This window comes from Leptolyngbya iicbica LK (assembly GCF_004212215.1).
Taxonomy (GTDB): Bacteria; Cyanobacteriota; Cyanobacteriia; order Phormidesmidales; family Phormidesmidaceae; genus Halomicronema; species Halomicronema iicbica.
Genome location: NZ_QVFV01000001.1, coordinates 1,204,160 through 1,227,468, shown reverse-complemented (window position 1 = coordinate 1,227,468; position 23,309 = coordinate 1,204,160). Strand labels below are relative to the sequence as shown.

The 23,309-nt window shown below is 49.1% G+C and carries 19 protein-coding genes; 13 read left to right on the top strand and 6 right to left on the bottom strand.

Annotated features, from left to right (window positions below):
• Positions 1 to 475: 475 nt before the first annotated feature.
• The 4 genes from DYY88_RS05190 to DYY88_RS05175 all read right to left on the bottom strand — a co-directional run bounded on the left by DYY88_RS05190 (position 476) and on the right by DYY88_RS05175 (position 3,051).
• The gene (locus tag DYY88_RS05190; RefSeq protein ID WP_236146320.1) at positions 476 to 1,099 is read right to left on the bottom strand and encodes a L,D-transpeptidase; all 624 of its coding nucleotides are present in this window, start codon (positions 1,097 to 1,099) and stop codon (positions 476 to 478) included.
• A gap of 2 nt (positions 1,100 to 1,101) precedes the next feature.
• Positions 1,102 to 1,662: a L,D-transpeptidase gene (locus DYY88_RS05185; protein ID WP_084606987.1), complete on the bottom strand. Its 561-nt coding sequence runs from the start codon at positions 1,660 to 1,662 to the stop codon at positions 1,102 to 1,104.
• A 108-nt stretch (positions 1,663 to 1,770) separates the two neighbouring features.
• Positions 1,771 to 2,463, bottom strand: a complete 693-nt coding sequence (locus DYY88_RS05180) for a fasciclin domain-containing protein (RefSeq protein ID WP_063776166.1) — start codon at positions 2,461 to 2,463, stop codon at positions 1,771 to 1,773.
• Between the two features lie 126 nt (positions 2,464 to 2,589).
• On the bottom strand, positions 2,590 to 3,051 hold the full coding sequence (locus DYY88_RS05175; RefSeq protein ID WP_039725859.1) for a phosphate-starvation-inducible PsiE family protein: 462 nt from the start codon (positions 3,049 to 3,051) through the stop codon (positions 2,590 to 2,592).
• 421 nt (positions 3,052 to 3,472) lie between these two features.
• On the opposite strand from DYY88_RS05175, the gene DYY88_RS05170 reads away from it, so the two are divergent.
• Both DYY88_RS05170 and gcvP read left to right on the top strand, forming a co-directional pair.
• Positions 3,473 to 4,339 carry an META domain-containing protein gene (locus DYY88_RS05170; protein ID WP_039725858.1) on the top strand — a complete coding sequence of 289 codons (867 nt, stop codon included), beginning with the start codon at positions 3,473 to 3,475 and terminating at the stop codon, positions 4,337 to 4,339.
• 202 nt (positions 4,340 to 4,541) lie between these two features.
• Positions 4,542 to 7,487: an aminomethyl-transferring glycine dehydrogenase gene (gcvP, locus tag DYY88_RS05165; protein ID WP_367889263.1), complete on the top strand. Its 2,946-nt coding sequence runs from the start codon at positions 4,542 to 4,544 to the stop codon at positions 7,485 to 7,487.
• Positions 7,488 to 7,617: 130 nt separating this feature from the next.
• Here gcvP and DYY88_RS05160 read toward each other — a convergent pair whose 3' ends face one another.
• Both DYY88_RS05160 and DYY88_RS05155 read right to left on the bottom strand, forming a co-directional pair.
• Positions 7,618 to 8,925, bottom strand: coding sequence for a hypothetical protein (locus DYY88_RS05160; protein ID WP_130199324.1), 1,308 nt, complete (start codon positions 8,923 to 8,925; stop codon positions 7,618 to 7,620).
• A gap of 675 nt (positions 8,926 to 9,600) precedes the next feature.
• Entirely contained in the window at positions 9,601 to 11,505 is a 1,905-nt protein-coding gene (locus DYY88_RS05155; RefSeq protein ID WP_044151074.1) for a polysaccharide biosynthesis protein, read from the bottom strand.
• A gap of 710 nt (positions 11,506 to 12,215) precedes the next feature.
• Here DYY88_RS05155 and DYY88_RS05150 point away from each other — a divergent pair.
• The 11 genes from DYY88_RS05150 (at position 12,216) to DYY88_RS05100 (ending at position 23,273) form a co-directional block, all read left to right on the top strand.
• Positions 12,216 to 14,057 carry an ABC transporter ATP-binding protein gene (locus DYY88_RS05150; protein ID WP_201278956.1) on the top strand — a complete coding sequence of 614 codons (1,842 nt, stop codon included), beginning with the start codon at positions 12,216 to 12,218 and terminating at the stop codon, positions 14,055 to 14,057.
• A 108-nt stretch (positions 14,058 to 14,165) separates the two neighbouring features.
• Positions 14,166 to 15,176 (top strand): UDP-N-acetylglucosamine 4,6-dehydratase (inverting), encoded by a 1,011-nt coding sequence (pseB, locus tag DYY88_RS05145; RefSeq protein WP_039725856.1) that lies wholly within the window; start codon positions 14,166 to 14,168, stop codon positions 15,174 to 15,176.
• Positions 15,173 to 16,333 carry a UDP-4-amino-4,6-dideoxy-N-acetyl-beta-L-altrosamine transaminase gene (gene pseC / locus DYY88_RS05140; protein WP_039725855.1) on the top strand — a complete coding sequence of 387 codons (1,161 nt, stop codon included), beginning with the start codon at positions 15,173 to 15,175 and terminating at the stop codon, positions 16,331 to 16,333. Before pseB ends, pseC begins: the two co-directional genes overlap by 4 nt.
• Positions 16,334 to 16,368: 35 nt before the next feature.
• A complete protein-coding gene (locus tag DYY88_RS05135; protein WP_039729468.1) occupies positions 16,369 to 17,106 on the top strand; it encodes a cytidylyltransferase domain-containing protein in 738 nt (245 codons plus the stop codon).
• 2 nt (positions 17,107 to 17,108) lie between these two features.
• Positions 17,109 to 17,762 (top strand): pseudaminic acid biosynthesis-associated methylase, encoded by a 654-nt coding sequence (locus tag DYY88_RS05130; protein WP_039725854.1) that lies wholly within the window; start codon positions 17,109 to 17,111, stop codon positions 17,760 to 17,762.
• Positions 17,732 to 18,829 (top strand): UDP-2,4-diacetamido-2,4,6-trideoxy-beta-L-altropyranose hydrolase, encoded by a 1,098-nt coding sequence (pseG, locus tag DYY88_RS05125; RefSeq protein WP_044151073.1) that lies wholly within the window; start codon positions 17,732 to 17,734, stop codon positions 18,827 to 18,829. Before DYY88_RS05130 ends, pseG begins: the two co-directional genes overlap by 31 nt.
• Positions 18,826 to 19,719 (top strand): class I SAM-dependent methyltransferase, encoded by an 894-nt coding sequence (locus DYY88_RS05120; RefSeq protein ID WP_039725853.1) that lies wholly within the window; start codon positions 18,826 to 18,828, stop codon positions 19,717 to 19,719. Before pseG ends, DYY88_RS05120 begins: the two co-directional genes overlap by 4 nt.
• 43 nt (positions 19,720 to 19,762) lie before the next feature.
• Positions 19,763 to 20,446, top strand: coding sequence for an SDR family NAD(P)-dependent oxidoreductase (locus DYY88_RS05115; protein WP_072041302.1), 684 nt, complete (start codon positions 19,763 to 19,765; stop codon positions 20,444 to 20,446).
• Complete coding sequence (locus DYY88_RS05110; protein ID WP_039725852.1) at positions 20,443 to 21,156, top strand: metallophosphoesterase family protein; 714 nt, start codon at positions 20,443 to 20,445, stop codon at positions 21,154 to 21,156. Before DYY88_RS05115 ends, DYY88_RS05110 begins: the two co-directional genes overlap by 4 nt.
• On the top strand, positions 21,153 to 22,115 hold the full coding sequence (locus DYY88_RS05105) for an ATP-grasp domain-containing protein (protein ID WP_039725851.1): 963 nt from the start codon (positions 21,153 to 21,155) through the stop codon (positions 22,113 to 22,115). The genes DYY88_RS05110 and DYY88_RS05105 overlap by 4 nt, the downstream gene beginning before the upstream one ends.
• A 201-nt stretch (positions 22,116 to 22,316) precedes the next feature.
• Positions 22,317 to 23,273, top strand: a complete 957-nt coding sequence (locus DYY88_RS05100; RefSeq protein WP_201278953.1) for a methyltransferase domain-containing protein — start codon at positions 22,317 to 22,319, stop codon at positions 23,271 to 23,273.
• The last annotated feature ends 36 nt before the right edge of the window (positions 23,274 to 23,309 follow it).

Genomic DNA, 23,309 nt, shown 5'->3' with positions numbered 1-23,309 from the left:
TGTAGCGCCTGTTACAGCAAGGGTCTGAGTTGGCGTCATTATTCAATCAAAAAAAATGAGCTGCCGTAATTGAACCGCCTGAATAGATCACAACGCTGCGCAATCTCGGAGCATTTGGAGAGGTAAGCTTGTATCAACTTTTCTTTTGAGGCTATTGATTGACACCAAGTAGTCTACTGAACTTTTCTCGCAGTAGATTTGGTGGCCGTATCGCAATTTACGCGTAAAAAACACACCCTTGTTGGAGCGAAATTGTTGAAAGGTTTGCTTATCTAAGAAAATAGATTGAAATGACCGTATGTTGTAGATTGCGGTCAATGGATGCTACCCAATACCCGCTTGGTTGCGCGACATCAACCTAGGGTAAGCCAGCGGCAATGTTTTAGTCTTAATTGTTGTGTGATGCTGGGGTTGTTGAGGCGAGCTAAGTCTGCGGCGGACTCTGATGATGCCAGGTTGTGGGCAGCGCTCTAAGTTACGGTTGAACGATGACTCGCGTACCAATGCGAATGCGGTCATACAGCGCAATGACATCGGCATTGCGCATGCGGACGCAGCCATGGGAGACGGCTTGGCCGATGAGATGCTCATCGGGGGTGCCGTGAAACCCGATCGCATTATTGCCATCGGTCCAAAAGCCAATCCAGCGGGCGCCGAGGGGGTTATCTGGCCCGGGGGGGACTAGCTCTCGGGTGAAAGGATGTTGCCAGGTGGGATGTTGTTGTCGTTGCAACACGGTGAAATTACCCGTAGGGGTTTCCCAGTCGGCTCGCCCAACCGCTACTGGGTAGCTCACGACTTGGCGATCGCCCTGATATCCATAGAGTCGTCGTTCTGAGAGCTTGAGCACCAGTAATGTCAGGCGCTCACTGGGCGTGGGTAAAAACAGACTAGGGTCATCAATGGCTGCAGGCACAGCGACCGAAGACAGCACCATCGGCGCAGCCGTATCGGGCAAATTCAGCGGTTGTGCCGTTGCCCAGGCTGCACCGCTACTACTGACGAGGGTGCTAATGATACCCATCCCAAGATAAAGCCATGATGGTCGCGCATTAGCGGCCATCATGGCTGGGTGAATACTCGCTCTCTGGATTGCCATGGCTATGGCTCAACGACTACAGTCATGCCCATGCGCACGTGGCTGTAGAGCGCCAAGACGTCTTCGTTGCGCAGTCGTACGCAGCCGTTAGAAGCGGCACGACCAATGGAAGAAACGGTTGGCGTACCGTGAAAACCAATAATGCCGTTCGACATTTCGGCAAAGCCAATCCAGCGGAGACCTAATGCACTATTGGCACCAGGGGCAAAGACTTCTCCTGTCCAGGGGCTCTGCCAAACCGGATTTTCAATCATCTGGAAAATTTCAAACTGTCCCGTTGGGGTCGGTGTCCCCGGAGCCCCAATGGCGACAGGATAACTGTCAAGGACGCGATCGCCATCGTACACATATACTCGCCGTTCACCCAGCTTCAAAATGATGCGGTCTGCTTTGGGAATGTAGGCTGGCAAATGGTCATCACGGCGACCGAGAGCATACTCGGTACCGGCAGCGATGGGGGTGCGCTCAGTGGTGTAGTCAAGATCTAAATGAACAGGGTCAAGCGAAGCTGTCAGAACTTCTGCTTGAGCGCTCGGGGCGACGACGGCAGTAGCCAACAACATAACAGTTGCCCAATACCACCGATGCTGACGTTGAATCATCGCTGCACGCTTTCTCCCTGTCCATTAACGAAATAGAACGCCACAACTCCAAAGGCTGTTACGACGATCTTACCAAAGGCCAGGAACAGGCTCGACAGTCTCTTCCTCGACGATCACCTCTTCCTCGACAACGACCTCTTCTTCGATGATCACTTCTTCTTCGACGACTTCTTCTTCAGCCATTTCTGCCAAGATAGCTTCCAGCTCAGCGACGGTGGCGGCGGGAGCCAAAACGCCGTCAATGACATGAATGACGCCATTGGTCGCGGGAATATCGACTGCGACGACGGGAATATCGCCAACGGTTACCATGTCGTCTTCGATGACAACGGGGAGTTCAGTTCCTTCCAACGTTTCTACCAGGCCAGTTTCAAGGTCAGAAGACATGACTGCGCCAGGCACAACGTGGTAAGTCAGAATGTCGGTCAAGATGTCCTGGTTTTCGGGCATCAACAACACGTCGAGGATGCCATCAGGCAGTGCATCAAAGGCTTCGTTGGGGGGAGCAAATACGGTAAATGGGCCATCTCCCATGAGGGCTTCAGTCAGCTCTGCTGCTTCTAGAGCTGCGCCCAAGGTGCTGAACTCGTCAACGCTGCTGACGATGTCAACAATGCTGGCTGTCGGCAGCATTTCTTCAACCGCTTCTTCGGCTTCCATTTCCATCATGGTGTGATTGTCGGCCAAGGCCGGAGCCACAAAGCCGAGGCCTAAAACACCCGCTAGTGCTAACGTCTTTGCGGAAAATGACTGAATATTCATGAGATTCAACTGCCTCACACAAAATGTAAATTTCTGTGAATTTACCCGATGTTGGCCATAATGACAAGTGATAAGGGCAATTATCGAGAGATTTCAGGCCCTGTTATGAGTTTGGCAATGTGGAATTTAACGGTGAACAACGCGGACAATGTAGTAGCTGATAGAAAGGGCAATTAAGGCGAGAGCGAGTCCAATTAGGCTGACGCCGGGCACTTTTTCTAAATCTAAAATTATGAGCTTCCGGCCAACGGCGGTGAGGGCGGTGGCGATCACGAGTTCGACTTGTACAACGTGTCGTCGAATGTAAGCGGTGATGTTTTCTAGGATCTCTAGGGCAATCAAAACACTGAGAAAGAGCCCGAAAATTTCTGTCAGGGTCGTGGTAAAAAAGCCAGCGCTGTCGGTGACCATGAGCGATTGGTAGAGCACGATCGCCAAATCAGTGACCGTTACGAGGATGACGATCACCATCGCGATTGACAACACTTTCGAAACAATGCCTTCAACCTGGCTTAAGCGCTTGAGGAAGGTTTCGTCTTCCCAGTTGCGCAGAAGCTTGCGAAACCATGAGGGGGATTGCCGTGCCATGCTACCTGCTCAAAAGGGGATGTTGTGAGCATAGAAGATGGACTCCCCCTCGGTAAAGCCGCACTCTTGTGGGCTTATCGGTCTGTCAGAAATGGCTTGCAGGGTTGGTAATGCTGAACAATACAGGCTTTTCTCGACACTCGTTCTGAGCAAATGTTTGACTGCTTATGTTTGGCATTAAAAATGCTGTTGAACTGGGCTGATGGCTGCTATCTGCCAAATGTGGGGCTGTGATCTGGTGAAGACGTCTGGGGATTAGGCGGCGATCGCCAGTGGTCGCGATCGCTCTGGTATCGATTTTGGTAACCGTACCGGTGGCCTGACGTGGGCTCCCTATGATTGAAATTCGGAGGGATTTCAGTTTCCACAATTGCTGAATTCTCTCCTCACACTTCATCGGTTTGTGAGGAGTTTGATCGAGATGAAAGGTTTAGTGAAATCTGGTTGGGGGCGTTCGATGGCGTTAGCCCTCATGTTGGGGAGTAGTGTCTCGGCGATCGCGCTCCCTGGCGCGGCGCAGTCTCTGCCGGTTTTGCCCATTTCACCGTTAACGGTCAGCATGATGATGCCCCATCCCCTAGAACAACAAGTTTGGCAGTTGGTGAGTTATCGCGATGCGACTGGTGAGACGGTCATGGCGTGGGTCGATAGTGCCGCGACGATGCAATTTGAAGCGGGGCAAGTGACGGGCACCACGGGCTGCAATCGCTTTTTTAGTGCTTACACCCTGGCGGGCAGTGAGCTGGCGATCGCGCCGGGCGGCAGCACCCTTATGGCCTGTTTCCCGGAAGCGTTGGCCCAGCAAGAATCGGCGATTTTGGCCGGAATGGCGACAGTGGCCAGTTATGAGGTCGTCGCAGACGAGCTACGTTTGCTCGATAGTGCAGGCGATGTTGTGTTCACTTTGGCTCCACAAGTCGCGGCCTCATTGACCCAAACTGACTGGATGTTGACCAGCTACAACAATGGCCGGGGTGGATTGGTAACGCCATTGCTGGACACGACAATTACCGCGACCTTTGATGATGCGGGGTTAGTGAGCGGAACGGCGGGGTGTAACACCTATCGGGCGCACTTTGAGGCCACTACTGAGACGTTACAGATTGGGCCAGCTGCCAGCACGCGCCGTCTTTGCCAGGTGCCGGAGGGCACCATGACTCAGGAACAAGACTTTTTAGCGCTGCTGGCAGACGTGTCAGAGTATGAAATCGTTGGTAATCAGCTCACGCTGTTGAATGCGGCAGGCACCGTTTTAGCGGAATTTTCGACCGCTACAGCAGCGATGTAACAGTGAATCCACGGGCGGTCGAGAGGGCAGGAGGAGCGGTGGAGGCGTCTTTTTGCCTGATCGGTAACAGACAGAACTCTGACAAGTCGTTAGCGTTTGCTACACAATATATTGGGTGTGATGAGCTGGCCTACTAAATGACAGGCAGGCTGCAAACACTGCTATAGATATTGATGTGAAGCGCTGAGGAGAGTGTCCGAAGTTGTTGCCTAGCCAAACCCCGACTCCTGTATCCCCTGAAAATACGGCAGATACCGCCGCGATCGCGCGCTCTGCTGCGACAGCTGCCTCCCCAGTCGAATCGGCGACAACCGCCATGAGTGAGTTTGTGGCGCGCCATGTGGGGCCACGACCCGCAAATATTCAGGCGATGTTGGCAGCGTTGGGGTATGACTCACTGGCTGACCTGATGAGGGCCACCGTGCCTGAGAGCATTCGCTTGACGCAGGGCCTGAGTTTAGAAGCGGGCCTCTCGGAAACTGAAGCGTTGGCCAAGTTGCGGGCGATCGCTAACCAAAATCAAGTGTGGCGGTCTTACCTGGGTTTGGGCTACGCCAACACCATCACGCCTCCGATGATTCAGCGCAACGTGTTGGAAAATCCCGGGTGGTATACCCAGTACACCCCTTATCAGCCCGAAATTTCTCAGGGGCGGTTAGAAGCCCTGCTGAATTATCAGACCATGGTGACCGATCTGACCGGGTTGGAAATTGCGAACGCCTCCCTGCTGGACGAAGGCACCGCTGCGGCTGAAGCCATGACCCTGAGCTTCAACGTTCGTAAGCAAAAAGCGGTCAAAACGTTTTGGGTCTCCGCTGACTGTCATCCCCAAACCATTGCCGTGGTGCAAACCCGCGCTTTGCCCTTGGGCATTGAAGTCGTCGTCGGCGACCATCGCAACTTTGACGGCGCGACGCCCGTTTTTGGTGCCCTGGTGTCTTATCCCGCCACGGATGGCGCGGTTTACGACTACACCGATTTCATTGAACAGGTTCATGCCCAACGCGCGTTGGTGACCGTCGCGGCGGATCTGCTGAGCCTGACGCTACTCAAATCACCCGGGGAAATGGGGGCCGATATTGCGGTGGGCAATACCCAGCGCTTTGGCGTGCCCTTAGGGTTTGGCGGTCCCCATGCGGCCTATTTCGCCACCCTGAACCAGTACGCCCGCAAACTCCCAGGGCGGCTCGTTGGGGTTTCTAAAGATCAGTACGACAAGCCCGCACTGCGATTAGCGCTGCAAACCCGCGAGCAACATATTCGGCGGGATGCCGCGACGAGTAATATCTGTACCGCGCAGGTGCTCTTAGCGGTGATTGCGGGGATGTATGCGGTCTATCACGGGCCGCAGGGCTTGCAGGCGATCGCCACCCGGATTCATCAGCACACCGTGACGCTGGCAACCGCCTTGCAGCAATCTGGGTTCGAGCTAGGGACAGAGCCCTATTTCGATACCCTGCGAGTGCATGTGGGCGATCGCCAAGCCGATATCCTCACCCGCGCCGCCAGTCAGCACATTAATCTTCGTCAACTGGACGCTGAAACTCTCGTTATTGCCCTCGATGAAACCACGACAGCGGCCGATGTGCGGGACCTGATTGCCGTATTTACAGAGCAAACGACGCTGCCGCCAGCAGTCGTTTCGCCCTTAGTTGATCACCCGTTGCAACGCACCAGTGCCTTTTTGACCCATCCCGTGTTCAACACGTACCACTCTGAGACAGAGATGCTGCGGTATATGCATCGTCTGCAATCCCGCGATTTGTCGCTTACGGCGGCGATGATTCCCCTGGGCTCTTGCACGATGAAGCTCAACGCGACAGCGGAAATGGTGCCCATCACCTGGCCCGAATTCGGGCAGATCCATCCGTTTGCCCCCTTAGCGCAAGCGCAGGGCTATCTGCAGCTATTTCAACAGCTAGAAGCTTGGCTATGTGAAATTACCGGATTTTCGGGTATTTCTTTGCAGCCCAATGCGGGAGCCCAGGGGGAGTATGCGGGCCTCTTGGTGATTCGGGAATATCATCAACAACGGGGACAGAGCGATCGCACCGTTTGCCTTATCCCCGAATCTGCCCATGGCACCAATCCGGCCAGCGCTGTCATGGCGGGGATGAAAGTCGTCGGCGTGAAATGTGACAGCCAGGGCAACGTTGATCTCGTCGATTTGCGGACGAAGGCTGAGAAGCACAGCGCCCAACTCGCTGCCCTCATGGTCACCTATCCCTCGACCCACGGCGTCTTTGAAGAAGGCATCCGCGAAATTTGTGACATCGTGCATACGCACGGCGGCCAAGTCTACATGGATGGGGCCAACATGAATGCTCAGGTCGGTCTCTGCCGTCCCGCAGACTTTGGCGCTGACGTCTGTCACCTAAATCTACACAAAACCTTCTGCATTCCCCATGGCGGCGGCGGCCCAGGAGTAGGTCCCATTGGCGTTCAAGCCCATCTGGTGCCGTATCTGCCGGGCCATAGCCTCGTGGAGACCGGGGCGGGACAACAGGCGATTGGTGCCGTTACCGCTGCCCCTTGGGGCAGTGCCAGCATCTTGCCGATTTCTTGGATGTACATTGCCATGATGGGGGCCGCTGGTCTGCAACACGCGACAGAAGTGGCCATTTTGAACGCTAATTACATTGCCCATCGGCTGGCTGAGCATTACGACATTCTCTATACCGGCAAGCACGGCTTGATTGCGCACGAATGCATTATTGATTTACGGCCTTTCCGCAAGTCGGCTGGGGTCACGGTGGAAGATGTGGCCAAACGCTTGATTGACTACGGTTTTCATCCCCCAACGATGTCCTGGCCAGTGGCGGGGACTTTGATGATTGAGCCGACAGAGAGCGAATCGCAAGCAGAACTAGACCGTTTTTGTGACGCCATGATTGCCATTCGAGGGGAAATTGAGGCGATCGCGACCGGGCAAATTGACGCTGAGCAAAATCCCCTGAAGTTGGCTCCACACACGGCTGAAGATCTGGTCGCCGCTTGGCAGCGACCCTACGATCGCCGTCAGGCTATCTTCCCCACCCGTTGGACTCAGGAAAACAAGTTCTGGCCTGCTGTTAACCGAATTGACCAGGCGTATGGCGATCGCAACCTCATGTGCGCTTGCCTGCCGATGGATGCTTATCGCGACTAAGGAATGGGGATTTAATTATGTGTGGACAGCCGTCTCGGCTGTCCAAGTGCAGAAGATGTCTGCACACCAAAACTTGAATTTTATAAAATCCTAATTCCTAAGTCAGCGGGCTAAACGCGACTAGCATCGGTTAGCCAGCGCGTCGTTGATAAACCTCAAAGCCATCTTGCTCTAAAGTTTTTTCAAACACAGGTTGGGGTTGATTTTCTAAATAGCGACGGAGTGATTGGCCCGCTAATAACGCTTGTTGGCTAGCAATCAAATCAGGCGCCCAATGTTGGGTCATCCGTCCGAGCCAGCTTTGGTAAGTGAGGCCGTCGCGGCGATCGAGGATGATCACGTCATAATTGCCGCTAGTCAGTTTTTCCGTAATTTCAGAGTCCGTAATCTCTGAACCATACAGATAACTCAGCTCAGCGCGGGCTGAAAAAATACGATTATCAATCCAACGATTACTCGCTGCAGATTTCAGGTTGGGCCAAGCGGCTAGGTAGCTGCCAGCATAAGGCGGAGCCATGACATTGAGTGGTGGTTGGTTAGCGTGATCAGCCTCTGCGAGCAAATGTTGAACTATGGGCATCAGGTCGCGACCGTCAGCGTAGGGGGGCACGGCAGTCAGCATGTGGGAAAACTTGCCATACATTGGGGAGTACGCAAGAAATCCGAAGCAAATAAAGACGATCGGCAAGTAATGCAGATTAATGAATTTGTCGCGTTTTAAGGCGTGACAGGCGAGCGGTAAAAAAGTCCACGGTAAGCCAGCAATCATGACTCGATAAATGTTGATGCCGTGTGTGAACTTCAGTAGAGCCGTGGCGAAAATAGGGTTGAGAAATAATAGGAAAGCGGCGATCGCGATCGCGGCCATAAAAAATTCTTTGGAAGCTTGCTTGTAACAACTCAAAACAATAATGGCTAAGCCAATCACCACCATATCCAACAATAAGACTCCTGAATTAGGGGCGGTTGGCCAGTAGCTAAACAATGCATAGTTGCCAATGGCAAACCATTGTTTAACCAGAAAAGGATCAACCGACTTGGGGGCGGCTTTAGTCAAAGTGATGACTAATAAGGGGACTAGTGTGAGCGAGAAGACGACGATTGATAGCATTATCGGTCGCTCTCGCTCAGCGATCGCTTTGACAATAGACAAAAACGTATATGACAAAACAATGGCGAAAATATAGAGGACTTTTTCTTGATGACAATCGCGGCAGATCCAAAGAGCAGTGACTAAGAAACTAATATCTAACAGTCTTTGATGAGTGAAATATCGTTTGAACTTTGATGCTTGCAAGAGTTCGTAAACGATCGGGATCACTTCCAAATAAACAATCATTGCGAGGGTAGCTCCCTGCAAAATCTTGTATAGAAAAAAGCTGATCTGTAAGTTGCCGTAAAAGCCTAGAAAGAGCAGTACGGAGAGCACTGCACTCATGGTATGCCGCGTGCTCCATAAGGTCAGTCGATAGCTAGCGATAGCAAGGAAACAGGCACTTAATGCTGCAACTGGCCGAAGGTTAAACCGCATCGTATACTCCGTGCCAACCAACCAACTTTGCCAACTACTAAAAAAAGTATCTGAAGATGTGTAGCGCCAAAGCGATTGGATATTGCTCGGACTATCTTGATTAGCTTGGCCAATGCGGATGAAGTACTCAATTCCATCCCCTGGATATTCTAGATACAGCCCTCGAATGAAGAAAAATGTAAAAATTCCAGCAAGAAAAATAATGATTAGCTGATGTTGCCGCAGCGATCGCTTTAACAGGGTCAAACTTGTCGACAGTCGTTGCTTTTTTCGGAAAAAGAAGATTGCAATGGTCAGGCAGCTCAGCAAAACCAGGACAGTATATGCCTCATCTAATAAGGAACCTTTGCCTAAGGCTGTGCCCAACTTATAGATCAAGAAGAAAGGGGAAAAGGCAATTGTAAATATAGGGAAGGGATACCGCTTTTGAATGAAGTGGCTCATGCCCCATACGATCCCCATCATATGCAGCATGAAGAAAAGCAATTTCAGGGTGAGGAATAAATGTGAGGGATGAAAAAGAAGCATGATTTAATGCAGTTTTACTGCTTCAGCTTAAGAGTATTGAACGGTTGGTTTTGATTAGTTTAAGGTGTTATCCACGGCTCTTTCGTGTGGGGCAATGGATGAAAAATTAGGAGATAATAACTGCCAAAGACACTCTAGTTGTTCAGACTTGAGAATGGTTTCAATTTGTTCCAGGGTGAAGTCTACGGGTAGGTAGTGTAATTGCTTCTTGTTGAGACAATTCAGGCGAGGATGAGGAGTGCTGCACAGCTCTTCATCCTCATCGACGAGCGCTTCATGGAGTTTTTCGCCGGGACGAATGCCGGTGGTCTGGATTTTGATATCTCTTTCTGGAACGTAGCCTTCTAAGCGAATGAGTTGCTCTGCCAAGGTATAAATCCGCATGGGTTCTCCCATATCCAGCACCAGTATTTGTCCGGTTTTGCCGACGGCTAAGCTTTGTAGGACGAGACGAGTGGCTTCTGGTGTCGTCATGAAGAAGCGAGTCATGGTGGGATCAGTAACCGTCACTGGACCACCGCGCGCAATTTGTTCTTGAAAAATAAGCACCACGCTGCCTCGGCTACCGAGCACATTCCCGAAGCGCACCGACAAAAAGCGTGTTTGGCTTTGCCGCGCAACGCCGCTAACCAAAAGTTCGGCGAGGCGTTTACTCAGGCCCATAAAACTGGTGGGGGCAACGGCCTTGTCGGTGGAGATCAGTACAAAGGTCTGCACACCCATCTGGTCAGCTAATAAAGCAAGTTTGGCGGAGGCAATGGTGTTGTTTTCAATGGCTTCTGTGGGATTTTGCTCCATGAGCGGTACATGTTTATGGGCCGCTGCGTGAAAAATCACCTGTGGCTGAAAATGACGCAAGATCTTCTGAATGCGGGCAGTGTCGCGGACGTCGGCAATGACGGGGACAACTTCTAAATTTGGGAAAGTTTGTCGGAGTTCGCGATCGATATGAAAGATGCTGTTTTCACCGCGCCCCACCAGAATCAGTTGCCTGGGTTGGAGTCGGGCTAGTTGGCGACAGAGTTCTGAGCCGATGGTGCCGCCGGCTCCTGTGACGAGCACAACGTGGTCTTGAATTTGTTCGGTTGCGGAAGGAAAGTCATTGGAGAGTTTTTGATTAAAGTCCAGCAGAACTTCCGGGCGCCCGAGCAGATCTTCTAGGCGAATGTCACGAATTTGCCGGGTGAGACTGCGATCGCTCAGCAGTTCTTGCATAGGCGGCACAATTTTAATGGGAATGCCCTCGAGTTTGGCCAGGTTGACGGCTCGCTGAATGCGATCGCTGGGGGCTGAGGGCATGGTAATCAAAACCTCATCGACCGCTAAGCGGTTGGTCCAACTCACTAGCTGGCTGATTTTGTCTAGGACTTGAATGCCTTCGACCTGGCGTCCGAGCTTGCTGCGGTCATCATCCAAGAAGCCCACGACCTGAAAATTGAAGCGATCGTTCTGGCGAGTTTCGCGCACGATTTGGGCTCCGGCTCGCCCTGCCCCCAGGAGTAAAAGTCGTTTGGTCTGAGCCGTGGATAGGCGATGCTTGCCTTTAGTTGATGGGGTTTGCCACGAGCGTAAAAATCGAATGCAGGTCATGCCAGCCAGACAGAATCCCCAGTCCATCACGGCTACTCCTAGCGGTAGCACAGGGAGTGCAATGACTTTTGGCAACAGGAGGCGGGCTAATAAAATTAGCGATAAAGAGTAAAAACTCCCAGCTTGAAATAGTGCCCAAAAGTCTCGTAGGCTGAATAGCCGCCAAATCTGGCGATAAACCCCAAAGGCCCAATTAATCAGGAGGCGAGCGGGTATTCCTACGAGTAAGATGCCTTCTACCAAGGGCCAATATTGAGCTGGCAAAGTGCCTTCAAAGCGCACAAAAAAGGCCAAAAATAGTGCGAGAATGGCCACGATCGCGTCCAAAGCGACCTGCGCAAGACGATAAATAGATGGCAAACGAGACATAAGTGAATCTAGGGCATCTCAAAAACTTTTCCCAACCTGCCAGGCCAGGAACGTGTCTTATCACGAAGAAAGTCCTCAAGCCATCAGCTTCAGCACTTCTTAAGCAACAATAGAGCATCGCCTCCCCTATTTGCTGTAGAAGTTGTCCATGTACAGACCTTAACCATCAATAATGCTGTCTGATTTCTGATGCTGAGATTTCTGTCGATATCTCTCAATATCAGCTCTCAGCCGCCATGTCGTGCTGACATAGTCAGCGGCGGGTTAATCGAGGACGGTAACTTGCGGGCGCATGACTATTCGACGATGGCTCGCGGCACTGGAGTTCCAGAGCTGACCAGAAGGCCATTAAAAGGACAGCAGCAGATGAGAAAGCTGCCAATTGCCTATGGCGATTGCTGCTTATCAGTCAAATGCTCAGCCTCAAATGCTAAGAACCTGAGGGATGCGACGTGTTCGCTTTATGCCTAGAGGCATCCGACAGGTGCGATCGCCACAGTTCGAATGGGCTCAGTTGCTGACGCAGGAAGCAATATCCTGTGATAATGGTTTGCTTGGGTTGATGTTCCGGGGATCTAAGTCGCTCAGCAGCTCTCGTACTGTTTTGGTCTTCTTCGCTTAAGACGTCGATATCTGAAGTCTTTTGGGCGATCGCTGACCAGTCGCAAACCCATTACACCCACGCAGAAGAGTCAAATCAATGCTGCACAATGATGCGTCAACAGCCTCCAAACACTCGTAAAGAAGCCAGTCTGTCGGCAGTAATTGCAAAACTGTATCCGTTTATTACACGGCCACACCGTGTACAACTGTTGTTGCTGGCAGTATTGATGATCTGCTCGTCTATTAGCGAAGTGGTCAGCTTAGGGCTGGTTTTACCTTTCTTAAGCGCACTCAGCGATATTGATGCCCTGTTCAACAGTTCACGCATCCAGCCGCTGCTGCGCCTATTGCAAATTGAAACTTCTTACCAGCTTGTTACCGTACTGGCATTCTCATTTATTTGTGCAGTCATCGTGGCGAATGCCCTAAGAATTGTGACCCTGAGTAAACAGACCCATCTAGCCGCCGATATTGCCAGTGCTCTGAGTTGTCAGATTTTTCACCGCACCCTGTTACAACCCTATCGTTTCCACATTGCTCGCAATAGCAGCGACTTAATTCAGTCAGTCACGAGTGATACAGCCGTGCTGACTAGTGCCTTAATGTCTATCTTGGCGGTGATCACTAATAGCTTACTCGCCGTTTCACTCGTCATTGGTTTATGTTTGATCGATGCCCAGCTGGCTTTGATTTCAGCCTTTTTTCTCGGGAGTGCTTATACGATTCTTTATCACGTCAGACGTCGGTTGCTCGCTCAAAATAGTCAAATACGAGTACAAAGCGGACAATCACAAATCAAGATTGTGCAGGAAAGTTTAGGCGGTATTCGAGATGTGCTACTGACTAACAATCAAAGTTTCTTTCAGCATGAATATCAGCAAGCTGACTACTCATTACGCCATGCGATCGCGGCTAATCAGGTCATTAGTGCAGCCCCCCGTTATTTGATTGAAGCCCTGGCGATGTTGGCGATCGCTCTGCTGGCGCTACTCCTAGGCCGGGAAGGTGATTTCAGCACTGCTGTCCCGACCCTAGGTGGCTTTGCCTTAGGAGCTAACCGGCTCTTACCCGCCTTACAGCAATCTTTTGCAGCCCTGGCCACTCTTCAGGGAGCGAGAGCCTCGCTAGAGCGAGTGGTGGCAGGGTTGCAATTACCGATTGCTGCTTCAATCTCTGCAACCGCCTATGATTCACTATCGCTGCAACAGGCCATCACGTTTCAGCGCGTTTGGTTTAGCTATCAATTAGACGCTCATGAGCACTGGATCTTGCAAGACTTGAGCTTGCACATTTCAGCTCGGTCAACGGTCGGGTTTGTCGGCAGCACCGGTAGCGGCAAAAGTACTACAGTTGATTTGATCCTTGGATTGTTACAGCCTCAGAAAGGTCAAATTAAAATTGATGGTCATCCCTTAGAAGGAGAGCTTGTGAAGACATGGCAAAATAGTATCTCTCATGTGCCACAAAGTATCTTTTTAAGTGATGCGACACTGGCCGAAAATATTGCCTTTGGTGTGCCTAAAAATTTGATCGACTATCATCAAGTTTGCCGATCGGCTAAGTTAGCAAAAATCGATGAGTTTATTGAGTCCTTACCGGATCAGTATGAGACGACAGTGGGCGAAAGAGGTATTCGTCTGAGTGGAGGACAACGCCAGCGGGTCGGTATCGCTCGGGCCATGTACCGTAATGCCTCGGTCGTCATCTTTGATGAAGCCACGAGTGCCTTGGATAATGTGACTGAGCAAGAAGTCATGCAAGCCATCCACGAACTCAGTCATAAATTAACCATTATTCTCATTGCGCATCGGTTGAGTACGGTGGAACGTTGTGATGTTATTTTTGAATTGCACCAAGGGCGTTTAGTGGCAAGTGGCACTTATCAAGAACTTCTCGAGACTTCTCCTACGTTCAAACGTTTGGCCCTAGAGGAGTTGCCCTATCAGTAGGCGGAAAGTCCCTTGAAGGGCTGCCTCAAAATCAACGCTTTAGGGCCTCAGTTTAGCCCGTAACGCCGTGAAGGGTTGCGCGAATAATAAAGGATTAGTAGTTTGACAATGTTTGATGGCGCTTCGATCTTAATTACCGGTGGTACTGGGTCTTTTGGCAAACAGTATGTCAAAACGCTATTAGCGCATTATCAGCCCAAACGACTGATCGTTTATTCGCGAGATGAGCTGAAGCAGTTTGAAATGTCGCAGACTTTTTCTTCTCAGGCTTATCCCTGTATGCGCTATTTCATTGGTGATGTTCGCGATCGCGATCGCCTGTATTTAGCCTTTCGTGATGTTGATTATGTGATCCACGCCGCTGCTTTGAAACAGGTGCCTGCGGCGGAATATAATCCCACCGAATGCATCAAAACCAATATCTATGGGGCCGAGAACGTCATTGAAGCAGCCATGGACTGTGGCGTTAAGCAAGTGATCGCTCTCTCTACTGATAAAGCAGCCAACCCCATCAATCTCTACGGTGCGACCAAACTCTGTTCTGACAAGTTATTTGTCGCTGCTAACAATCTGACCGGCAATCGGCCAACTCGCTTTAGCGTCGTGCGTTATGGCAATGTTGTCGGCTCTCGTGGCTCAGTGGTGCCCTTTTTTCAGCGGCTCATTCAGCAGGGCAGTGACCATCTGCCGATTACCGATCCCCGCATGACGCGCTTTTGGATTACCTTACAGCAAGGCGTTGACTTCGTTCTGAAAAACTTTCAACGGATGCAAGGGGGGGAAATCTTTGTGCCTAAAATTCCCTCAATCCGCATTCCCGACTTGGCATTAGCAATGGCTCCGGACTTAGCTACCAAAGTCGTTGGCATTCGACCGGGCGAAAAGCTCCATGAGGTGATGTGCCCCCTGGACGATTCTCATCTCACCTTAGAGTTTGAGGATCACTATGTCATTCGCCCCACCATCGAATATTCTCTACAGCGAGACTATACGGTGAATCGGTTAGGCGAAGCGGGAGACATGGTGCCCGATGGGTTTGAATACAACTCCGGCACGAATGACTGGTTTCTCTCGGTAGAAGAGATTCAACATATGCATAAACTGGCAGGCGTGGCATGATTCCTTACGGACGGCAGGACATCAATCAGCAGGATATTGATGCTGTGATTGCGGTGCTGCAATCTGACTGGATTACGCAAGGCCCTGCGATCGCTCGCTTTGAGCAGGCTGTCGCTGACTATTGTGGTGTGACCTACGCCGTCGCCGTCACCAGTGCCACCGCCGCCTTACATATTGCCTGTCTGGCGGTTGATTTAGGCCCGGGTGATTGGCTGTGGACCTCGCCGAATACGTTTGTCGCTTCGGCCAATTGTGGTCTGTACTGTGGGGCTCAAGTTGATTTTGTCGATATTGACCCCAACACCTACAACCTTAGTGTTGACGCTCTGGAACAGAAGCTGATAGCGGCTGAAAGGGTAGGAAAACTGCCCAAGATAGTGGTTCCGGTTCACCTGGCAGGGCAATCCTGCGAAATGGATCGCATTAGCGCACTAGCTCAAAAGTATGGGTTTACGGTGTTAGAAGATGCTTCCCATGCGATCGGGGCGCAGTATCAGGGCGCCCCGGTGGGCAGCTGTCAGTTCTCCGATATGGCGGTGTTGAGCTTTCATCCGGTGAAAATCATTACCACTGGTGAGGGGGGAATGGTACTCACCAATCGAGCGGATTTATATGAGCGCCTGATTCGTTTGCGCACCCACGGCATAACCCGAGACGAGCAATTGATGACCACCCCCTCACAAGGTCCCTGGTATTATCAGCAGCTCGAACTGGGACTGAACTATCGGATGACAGACTTGCAGGCGGCGCTGGGCGATAGCCAAATGCAGCGATTAGATACGTTTGTAACTCGTCGCCGCCAACTTGCCGCCCGCTATGACGAATTGCTCGCTAACCTGCCGGTCACGTTACCCTGGCAACATCCAGATAGCCTTTCGAGCTGGCATTTATATGTGATTCGGTTGCAGCTAAGTAAGATTCAGCAGTCTCATCGTCAAGTGTTCGAATCGCTGCGCCAGCAGGATATTGGCGTCAACTTGCATTACATTCCGGTGCATACTCAACCTTACTATCAACAACTTGGCTTCACCTGGGGCGACTTTCCTGAGGCGGAGCAATATTATCGCGAGGCGATCAGCATTCCTCTGTACTATGGATTGGCGGATGATGATCAGCAACAAGTGGTGCTGGCACTGAAAGCAGCCTTGACATGCTAAGCAACGATTTTCAACTTTCAGACTCAACAGCAGCGATGAAAACGGTCATCATCGTGCAGGCACGCATGACCTCGACCCGTTTACCTGGCAAGGTTTTACTCCCTGTCTTGGGCAAACCGCTGTTGGAGTATCAAATCGAGCGATTACAACGGGTGACTTTAGCCGACAAAGTGATCATTGCGACGACAGTTAACCCGACCGATCAACCGATTGTCGATTTATGCGATCGCCTGGGCGTAGCTGTGTATCGGGGGGATGAGGCCGATGTCTTGAGTCGCTATTACGAAGCTGCCCGCACTTACGGTGCTGATGTCATTGTGCGAGTGACTTCTGATTGTCCGCTCATTGATCCACAGATTATTGATACGGTCATTCAGCATTATTTTGACCAGCAGCCAGCCGCTGACTACGCCGCCAATACCCTCAGGCGATCGCTCCCTCGAGGCATGGATACAGAAGTGTTTTCCATGTCAGCCCTGACGGCGGCACATCAGGAGGCTACGGCGCAACCTGATCGAGAGCATGTCACTCCTTTTATTCACCAGCAGCCCGAAAGATTTGCGATGACCACAGTCTCATATGACGATGACCAGAGTCAGCATCGCTGGACTGTGGATACGCCTGAAGATTTTGCCCTCATCCAAAAAATATTGGTAGCCCTCTACCCTCATTGTCCAAAGTTCACCCTGGCAGACTGTTTAAATCTTTTAGAGCAAAATCCCGAGTGGCGTCTAATCAATGCTCATGTTGAGCAAAAAAAGTATGGAGAATAAGCATGCAAAGCAATGACATTAATCAAGCGTATGCCACAGAGCAAGAGGCGTTTTGGGCTGGCGAATTTGGCAATAACTACATTGGCAGAAATGTATCAGAGACTTATCTGGCCAGCAACATCGCTCTATTTGCCAGGATTTTGTCTAAAACAACTGCTGTGAGTTCGGTTTTAGAATTTGGGGCGAATGCTGGACTGAACTTGCAGGCGATCGCTCAGTTGTTACCCTCATCAGAATTATCTGCGGTTGAAATCAACCAAAATGCCGTTCAAAAACTACAGCAATTATTGAACGGTCGAGTGAACGTCTATCACAATTCAATTTTAGACAAGGAATTACCGCCTTTGAATGCCGACTTTGTATTGATTAAAGGCGTTTTAATTCACATTAATCCCGAGCACTTAGGCCAAGTTTACGAAAAATTATTTAACAGTAGTCGTCGCTATATTTGTATCGCAGAGTATTACAATCCCTCGCCAGTTGAGATTGTATATCGAGGCCATCACAATAAGCTCTTTAAACGCGACTTCGCTGGAGAAATGCTCGACAAATATTCAGATTTGAAGTTGATCGATTATGGCTTTGTTTATCATCGCGATTCGAATTTTCCTCAGGATGATACAACATGGTTTCTGCTAGAAAAGACGACTCCTTAAGGCTGCTCATCCGTGCCGATGCGGCAGCCGCAATTGGGACAGGTCACATCATGCGATGTCTTGCACTCGCTCAGGCGTGGCAAAGCGAAGGTGGCATGGTGACTTTTTTGATGGCTGATGCTGCGCCAGCGTTGGCAGCTCGGATCAAGGCGGAAGGCTTTTCAGTGATCCACCATCCGCATCCTGATGGGAGTGCCGCAGATAGTATTCACACCGTGGCCGTCGCTCAAACCTTGGGTACTGAGAGGGTGGTTGTGGATGGCTATCACTTTGGGGCGGCTTATCAGCAGCAGTTAAAGGCCGCCGGTCTGAAGGTGCTTTTCATTGACGATAATGGCCATGCTGACTACTATGCTGCCGATTGGGTGCTGAACCAAAATATTCATGCCCATCCAGAGTTATATTCCCACCGTGAACCCTACACGCAACTCTTACTGGGTACCCGGTTTGCGCTGTTGCGTAAAGAATTTTGGCCCTGGCGAGGCTGGCAACGGCAGATTGCCCCAGTGGCCCGCAAAATATTGGTCACGCTGGGGGGCGGTGACCCTGATAATGTCACGTTAAAAGTGATGCAAGCCTTACAGCAGGTGACAGTGCCAGACCTCGAAGTCGTGGTGGTCGTTGGGGGCAGCAATCCTCACTTTGAGACTTTGCAAGCTGCTGCTGATACTGCATCGATAAAGTTTGACCTGTGTCGGAATGTCAGCAATATGCCGGAGCTGATGGCTTGGGCTGATGTTGGCATCATTAGCGGCGGGAGTATCTGCTGGGAAGCTTTTTTCATGGGCTTACCAGTCGTGAGTATCATAACGGCAGATAATCAACTTCAACTGGTCAAGAGGCTGCAAGAAAATCAGGCGCTTCATAATCTTGGCTGGCATGATTATTTAAATCCAAAGCAAATAGCATCTGTGTTGATTGAGCTATGCAGTTCACAGGATCCCAGGGAATTCCAAAGCCGAAAAAACTCCAGTGTAGTTAGTGGATTTGGAGCACATGAAACAGCATCTTGTCTATTTGGAAATCACCTAAATTCAAGAGCTAGGAGTGAAAAAGCTAAATTATGAACTTTCCACAAGACCCTAGATTAATGCAAAACCCACTGGGTTTCTGGGAAATATTCCCAAAACCTAGTCCTGAAACCTTAGGTGAACATTACGCCAAAAAATACTATCAAGATTCAAAGGGGCATTATGCAGCCGAATATTCTGCTGAAGAGATAGCGTATTTTTTGGCAAAGCTATCTCAACGTTGGAATTTGGCTCAACAGCTGCTAGGCACGAACCAAGTTGGGAAGTTTCTAGATGTGGGATGTGGAGAGGGATTCGCCCTCTCCTACTTTTTGTCTTTAGGGTGGCAAGTGCGAGGACTTGATTACAGTGCTCATGGAATTCAAACTCAAAATCCAGAATGTGAACCTTACTTAGTGACTGGAGATATATTTGAGTCACTAGAAGAGGAGGTTAAAAGTAATCGTCAGTATGAACTAGTCTGGTTGCAAAACGTTTTGGAGCATGTCATTGATCCTGTCAATTTATTGAAATCGCTTCGACACTTGGTGGCGCCAGATGGACTCCTAGTTGTCACCGTTCCTAACGATTTTTCTGTTGTGCAAGAAAAGGCTATTAACGAAAAATATATTAGTGAAATGTTCTGGGTTAGGCCTCCTGAGCACCTCGCCTATTTTAATTATGAAAGTTTACTAGCTACGGTTGAATTTACGGGCTGGATTTGTAAAGAGATACTGGCAGACTTTCCTATTGACTGGTTTCTTCTTCATTCAAAAGCAAATTACGTTAGTGATTTAACTGTGGGTAAAGAAGCCCATAAGGTGAGGGTCGAAATTGAAAATTTGATGCATTCCCAGTCTCCTGAAACGGCTAACATTATGTATTCAGCGCTAGCAAAGCTTGGCCTAGGTAGAAGCCTAACGGCATTTTTGCAAGTTGGTTCTTGACTCTTTGGCGATGATGTTGATTTAAAGGTTAGATAACTGATCGATGAGAGTTGTAGTTATTACCGGAACGACACGAGGCTTAGGAAGAGCCTTGCTTGAAGCTCTACACGGTACTAGAAATCATGTTATTGCAATTTCTAGAAAAACTATTGCAGAGCAAGTGGATATGAGTAATGTGTCTTTCATTATTCATGATCTCTCTAAACCACATGCGCTGATTGAACAATGTAAATTTCTTGAAATCTTGGAAATCTTGCCTGGCGAGACGAGTGAAATATGCTTTATCAATAATGCTGCCGTTGTTGGTCAGCTTGGAGACATTGGCACCCTTACTCAGGAGTCTATTCTTAGAACTTTCAATATCAATGTGATTTCTCCTATGCTCATTTCTAATGAGTTGATGCGGACTGCTCGTCAACTGTCTTGTCAGTTTAAGATAATCCATATTGGGACTGGAGCAGCCCATCGTGCGATCGCTGGTTTAAGCTTATATTGCTCTAGCAAGAGCGCGATTGATATGTTCTACAAAGTCGCTTTTGAAGAAGGCGTAGAGGCTTGCTCCGTTGATCCTGGCGTCATGGATACTCGGATGCAACAAGAAATTCGCAATAACTACGATCCTTCTTTCCCAATGTATGAGTACTTTACTGATTTACAAGCAAGAGGAGAGCTTAAGGATCCTAACGATGTGGCTCGTGACTTATTGATGCAATATGACCTCCTATGAACATTGCGATTCTTTCTGATATTCATGGCAATCATATTGCGTTGAATGCCGTTCTTAAAGAAATCAGGCAAGCAAATGTCGAGAGGCTACTATTGCTTGGTGACTATGTTGGTTATTACTATCAACCTGCTGAGGTGTTCAGGTTACTTGAAGACTGGCCAAAAGATATGATTCAGGGGAATCATGAAAGATTTTTATTGGATTTTGAGGCAGGTCAATGTTTGCGAGACGAGATACATCGAAAGTATGGCAGTGGGCTGTCAATAGCTTTTGATGAGCTCACGAGAGAGCAGATTCATATCTTAAAAAAACTGCCTGCTAGCTTGATGTGCAGTATCGATGACCTAAACTTTTTGCTGAGTCATGGTTCGCCTCAAGATGCTGATAGATATATATATCCTGACTCTCCAAAAACTGAATTAGATAAAATAGCATCATTTAACGCTGATTTTGTATTGATGGGTCATACTCATCACCCATTTGTATATGCCTCTAAGAATGGCACCGTTCTGCTGAATCCAGGATCCGTAGGGCAGCCGCGTGATGTTGGCAATCTTGCTAGCTGGTGTCTCGTAAATACAAATTCAAAAACTATTTCAATGAAAAGAACTCTATTTGATCCACGAGTAATAATTGATGAAGCCAAGTCAAGAGATCCACATCTCCCTTACCTATGGGAGGTTTTACAACGAGGTTGGTATTCAGTATGAAGCTTGGAAATGTGTTAATTACAGGCTGTGCTGGTGATATTGCGATCAGCATTTTGAGGATCTTGAGAGAAGTCGCTCCCCTATCTCGAATCTTTGGATCAGATATACATGATGACCATCCTGGTCAGCTTTTATATGATAAGTGTCTAGTATTGCCAAAAGCGTCAGATTCAGATTACTTCAGGAAAATCGCTGAGGTAGTTGAAACTTACGCTGTTAATGTCATTATTCCAACCAGCGAAAGTGAGATTTATGAATTTGATGCTTTAAGGTGCTCTGGCTCTGAGTTTGCCTTTCTTTTCAGTCAGCAGTATATTCTCATGGCTAATTCGAAATCAATTGAAATTGGCAAAGACAAGCTTAAGACTGCTAGATATTTGCAATCTCAGGGCTTACCTTTTCCTTGGAGTGTCCCTGTGAGCGAAGGCAGTCCAAGAGAAATTCCATGCATTCTTAAAAAGGCTTGTAGTCAAGGCAGTAAGCACATTTATCAAATAAATCATTTAAGTGATGTTGCTTTCTTCGGTGAGAAACATCAAGATTGGATATGGCAAGAGCTCCTTGGACCAAATAATCAGGAATATACTTGTGGATTATTTAGTTCTAAGTCAGGTGAAGTACGACAAATCGTTTTGAGGCGAAAGCTAGTAGGAGGATTAACGGGATCTGCGCAGGTCATAGTTGATACATCTATTTCTGATTTATTAGTTGAACTCGCGAAAAGTCTCCAACTATCTGGAAGCATTAATGTACAGTTGCGTTTGACAGAGCGGGGACCCGTTATTTTTGAAGTTAACCCTAGGTTCTCAAGCACAGTAAGGTTTCGCCATCTCCTGGGTTTCTGTGATGTTGTTTGGAGCCTTCAAGATAAGTTCGGTTATACAATAGATCCGTATACTCCGCCTGAAGAAAATACAAGGATGTATAAGGTTGCTGAAGAGCTTCTTCTAACGAATTAAAAGCATCTATGTAGTGATTATGTTGTTTCTATTTTATTTTTAATAAATAAATATATTTGATTGTTTTTTGCTTGGCTGGAATTGTTTATTTGTGGTCTATTCAAAAAACACTTCTGTTTCTGTATAAAAGGCTTAGCCGTTTTTCGTATTAAGCCTACCTTTTTGATGGTAGCTTGAGTGTAGAGATTGGCATTGTCTCTTATGAAATCTCTAAAACCTTCTTCGTCGGGAAAATTGATAATGAGTCAGCCGAATCCTAGAGAGCTTAAGGAGTTGTATCTGCAAGGCCAAAATATCATGGCCCTCTTAAGGAAAAATGCTACTACGAACGGCAACACCGAAGAGATTATTGAAGTCTCTTATGATTTGCAAGCTGGCAGCTACGTCTCCGCTTTGAGTGAGCCATCAATAGCTGAGCACAAGCAGAATTATGGTGCAGCGATCGCTCAAGAAATGCTGACTCGATGCCATCCAACCTCAATTTTGGAAGCTGGCGTTGGTGAAGCCACGACGCTCGCCGAAGTCGTTAAGAATTTACCGAGCGAGACCAAGGCCTACGGTTTTGACTTGTGTTGGTCTAGATTGGCCTACGGTAAGCTTTGGCTAGATAAAAATAAGATTGCAGACACTACGTTATGTACTGGTAGCCTATTTCAAATTCCTTTTAGCACTAATTCGATTGACGTCGTTTATACGTCTCACTCTATCGAGCCAAATGGTGGGTTCGAACAACCCATTCTGCAAGAACTATACCGGGTAGCAAAAAAATATCTCATTTTATTAGAGCCCGGATATGAACTGGCTAGTGCAGCGGCAAAGGCTCGGATGGATTCTCACCGTTATTGCAAAAACTTAGTCAAGACTGCCGAAAATCTCGGTTATTCCGTGATTAAGCATGAGTTATTTCCGTTAACGGCCAACCCACTCAACCCTACTGCTATTACAGTTATTCAAAAAACACCTATATCGGAATCGGAGAAGGACGTAGAGAGCGTGTTGGCTTGTCCCAAGACTGGGGCAACGCTGCAACAATTTGGTGAGGTGTTGTTTAGCCCGGAAGCCTTATGTGTGTACCCCATCATTTCAGGTATCCCTTGCCTGCGCGCTGAAAATGCGATCGTCGCGAGTTACTATCCTGAGTTAAGCGATCTCCCATAGCAAGGCTTTCAGCATGGCGGAGGATTTGCCTTGACT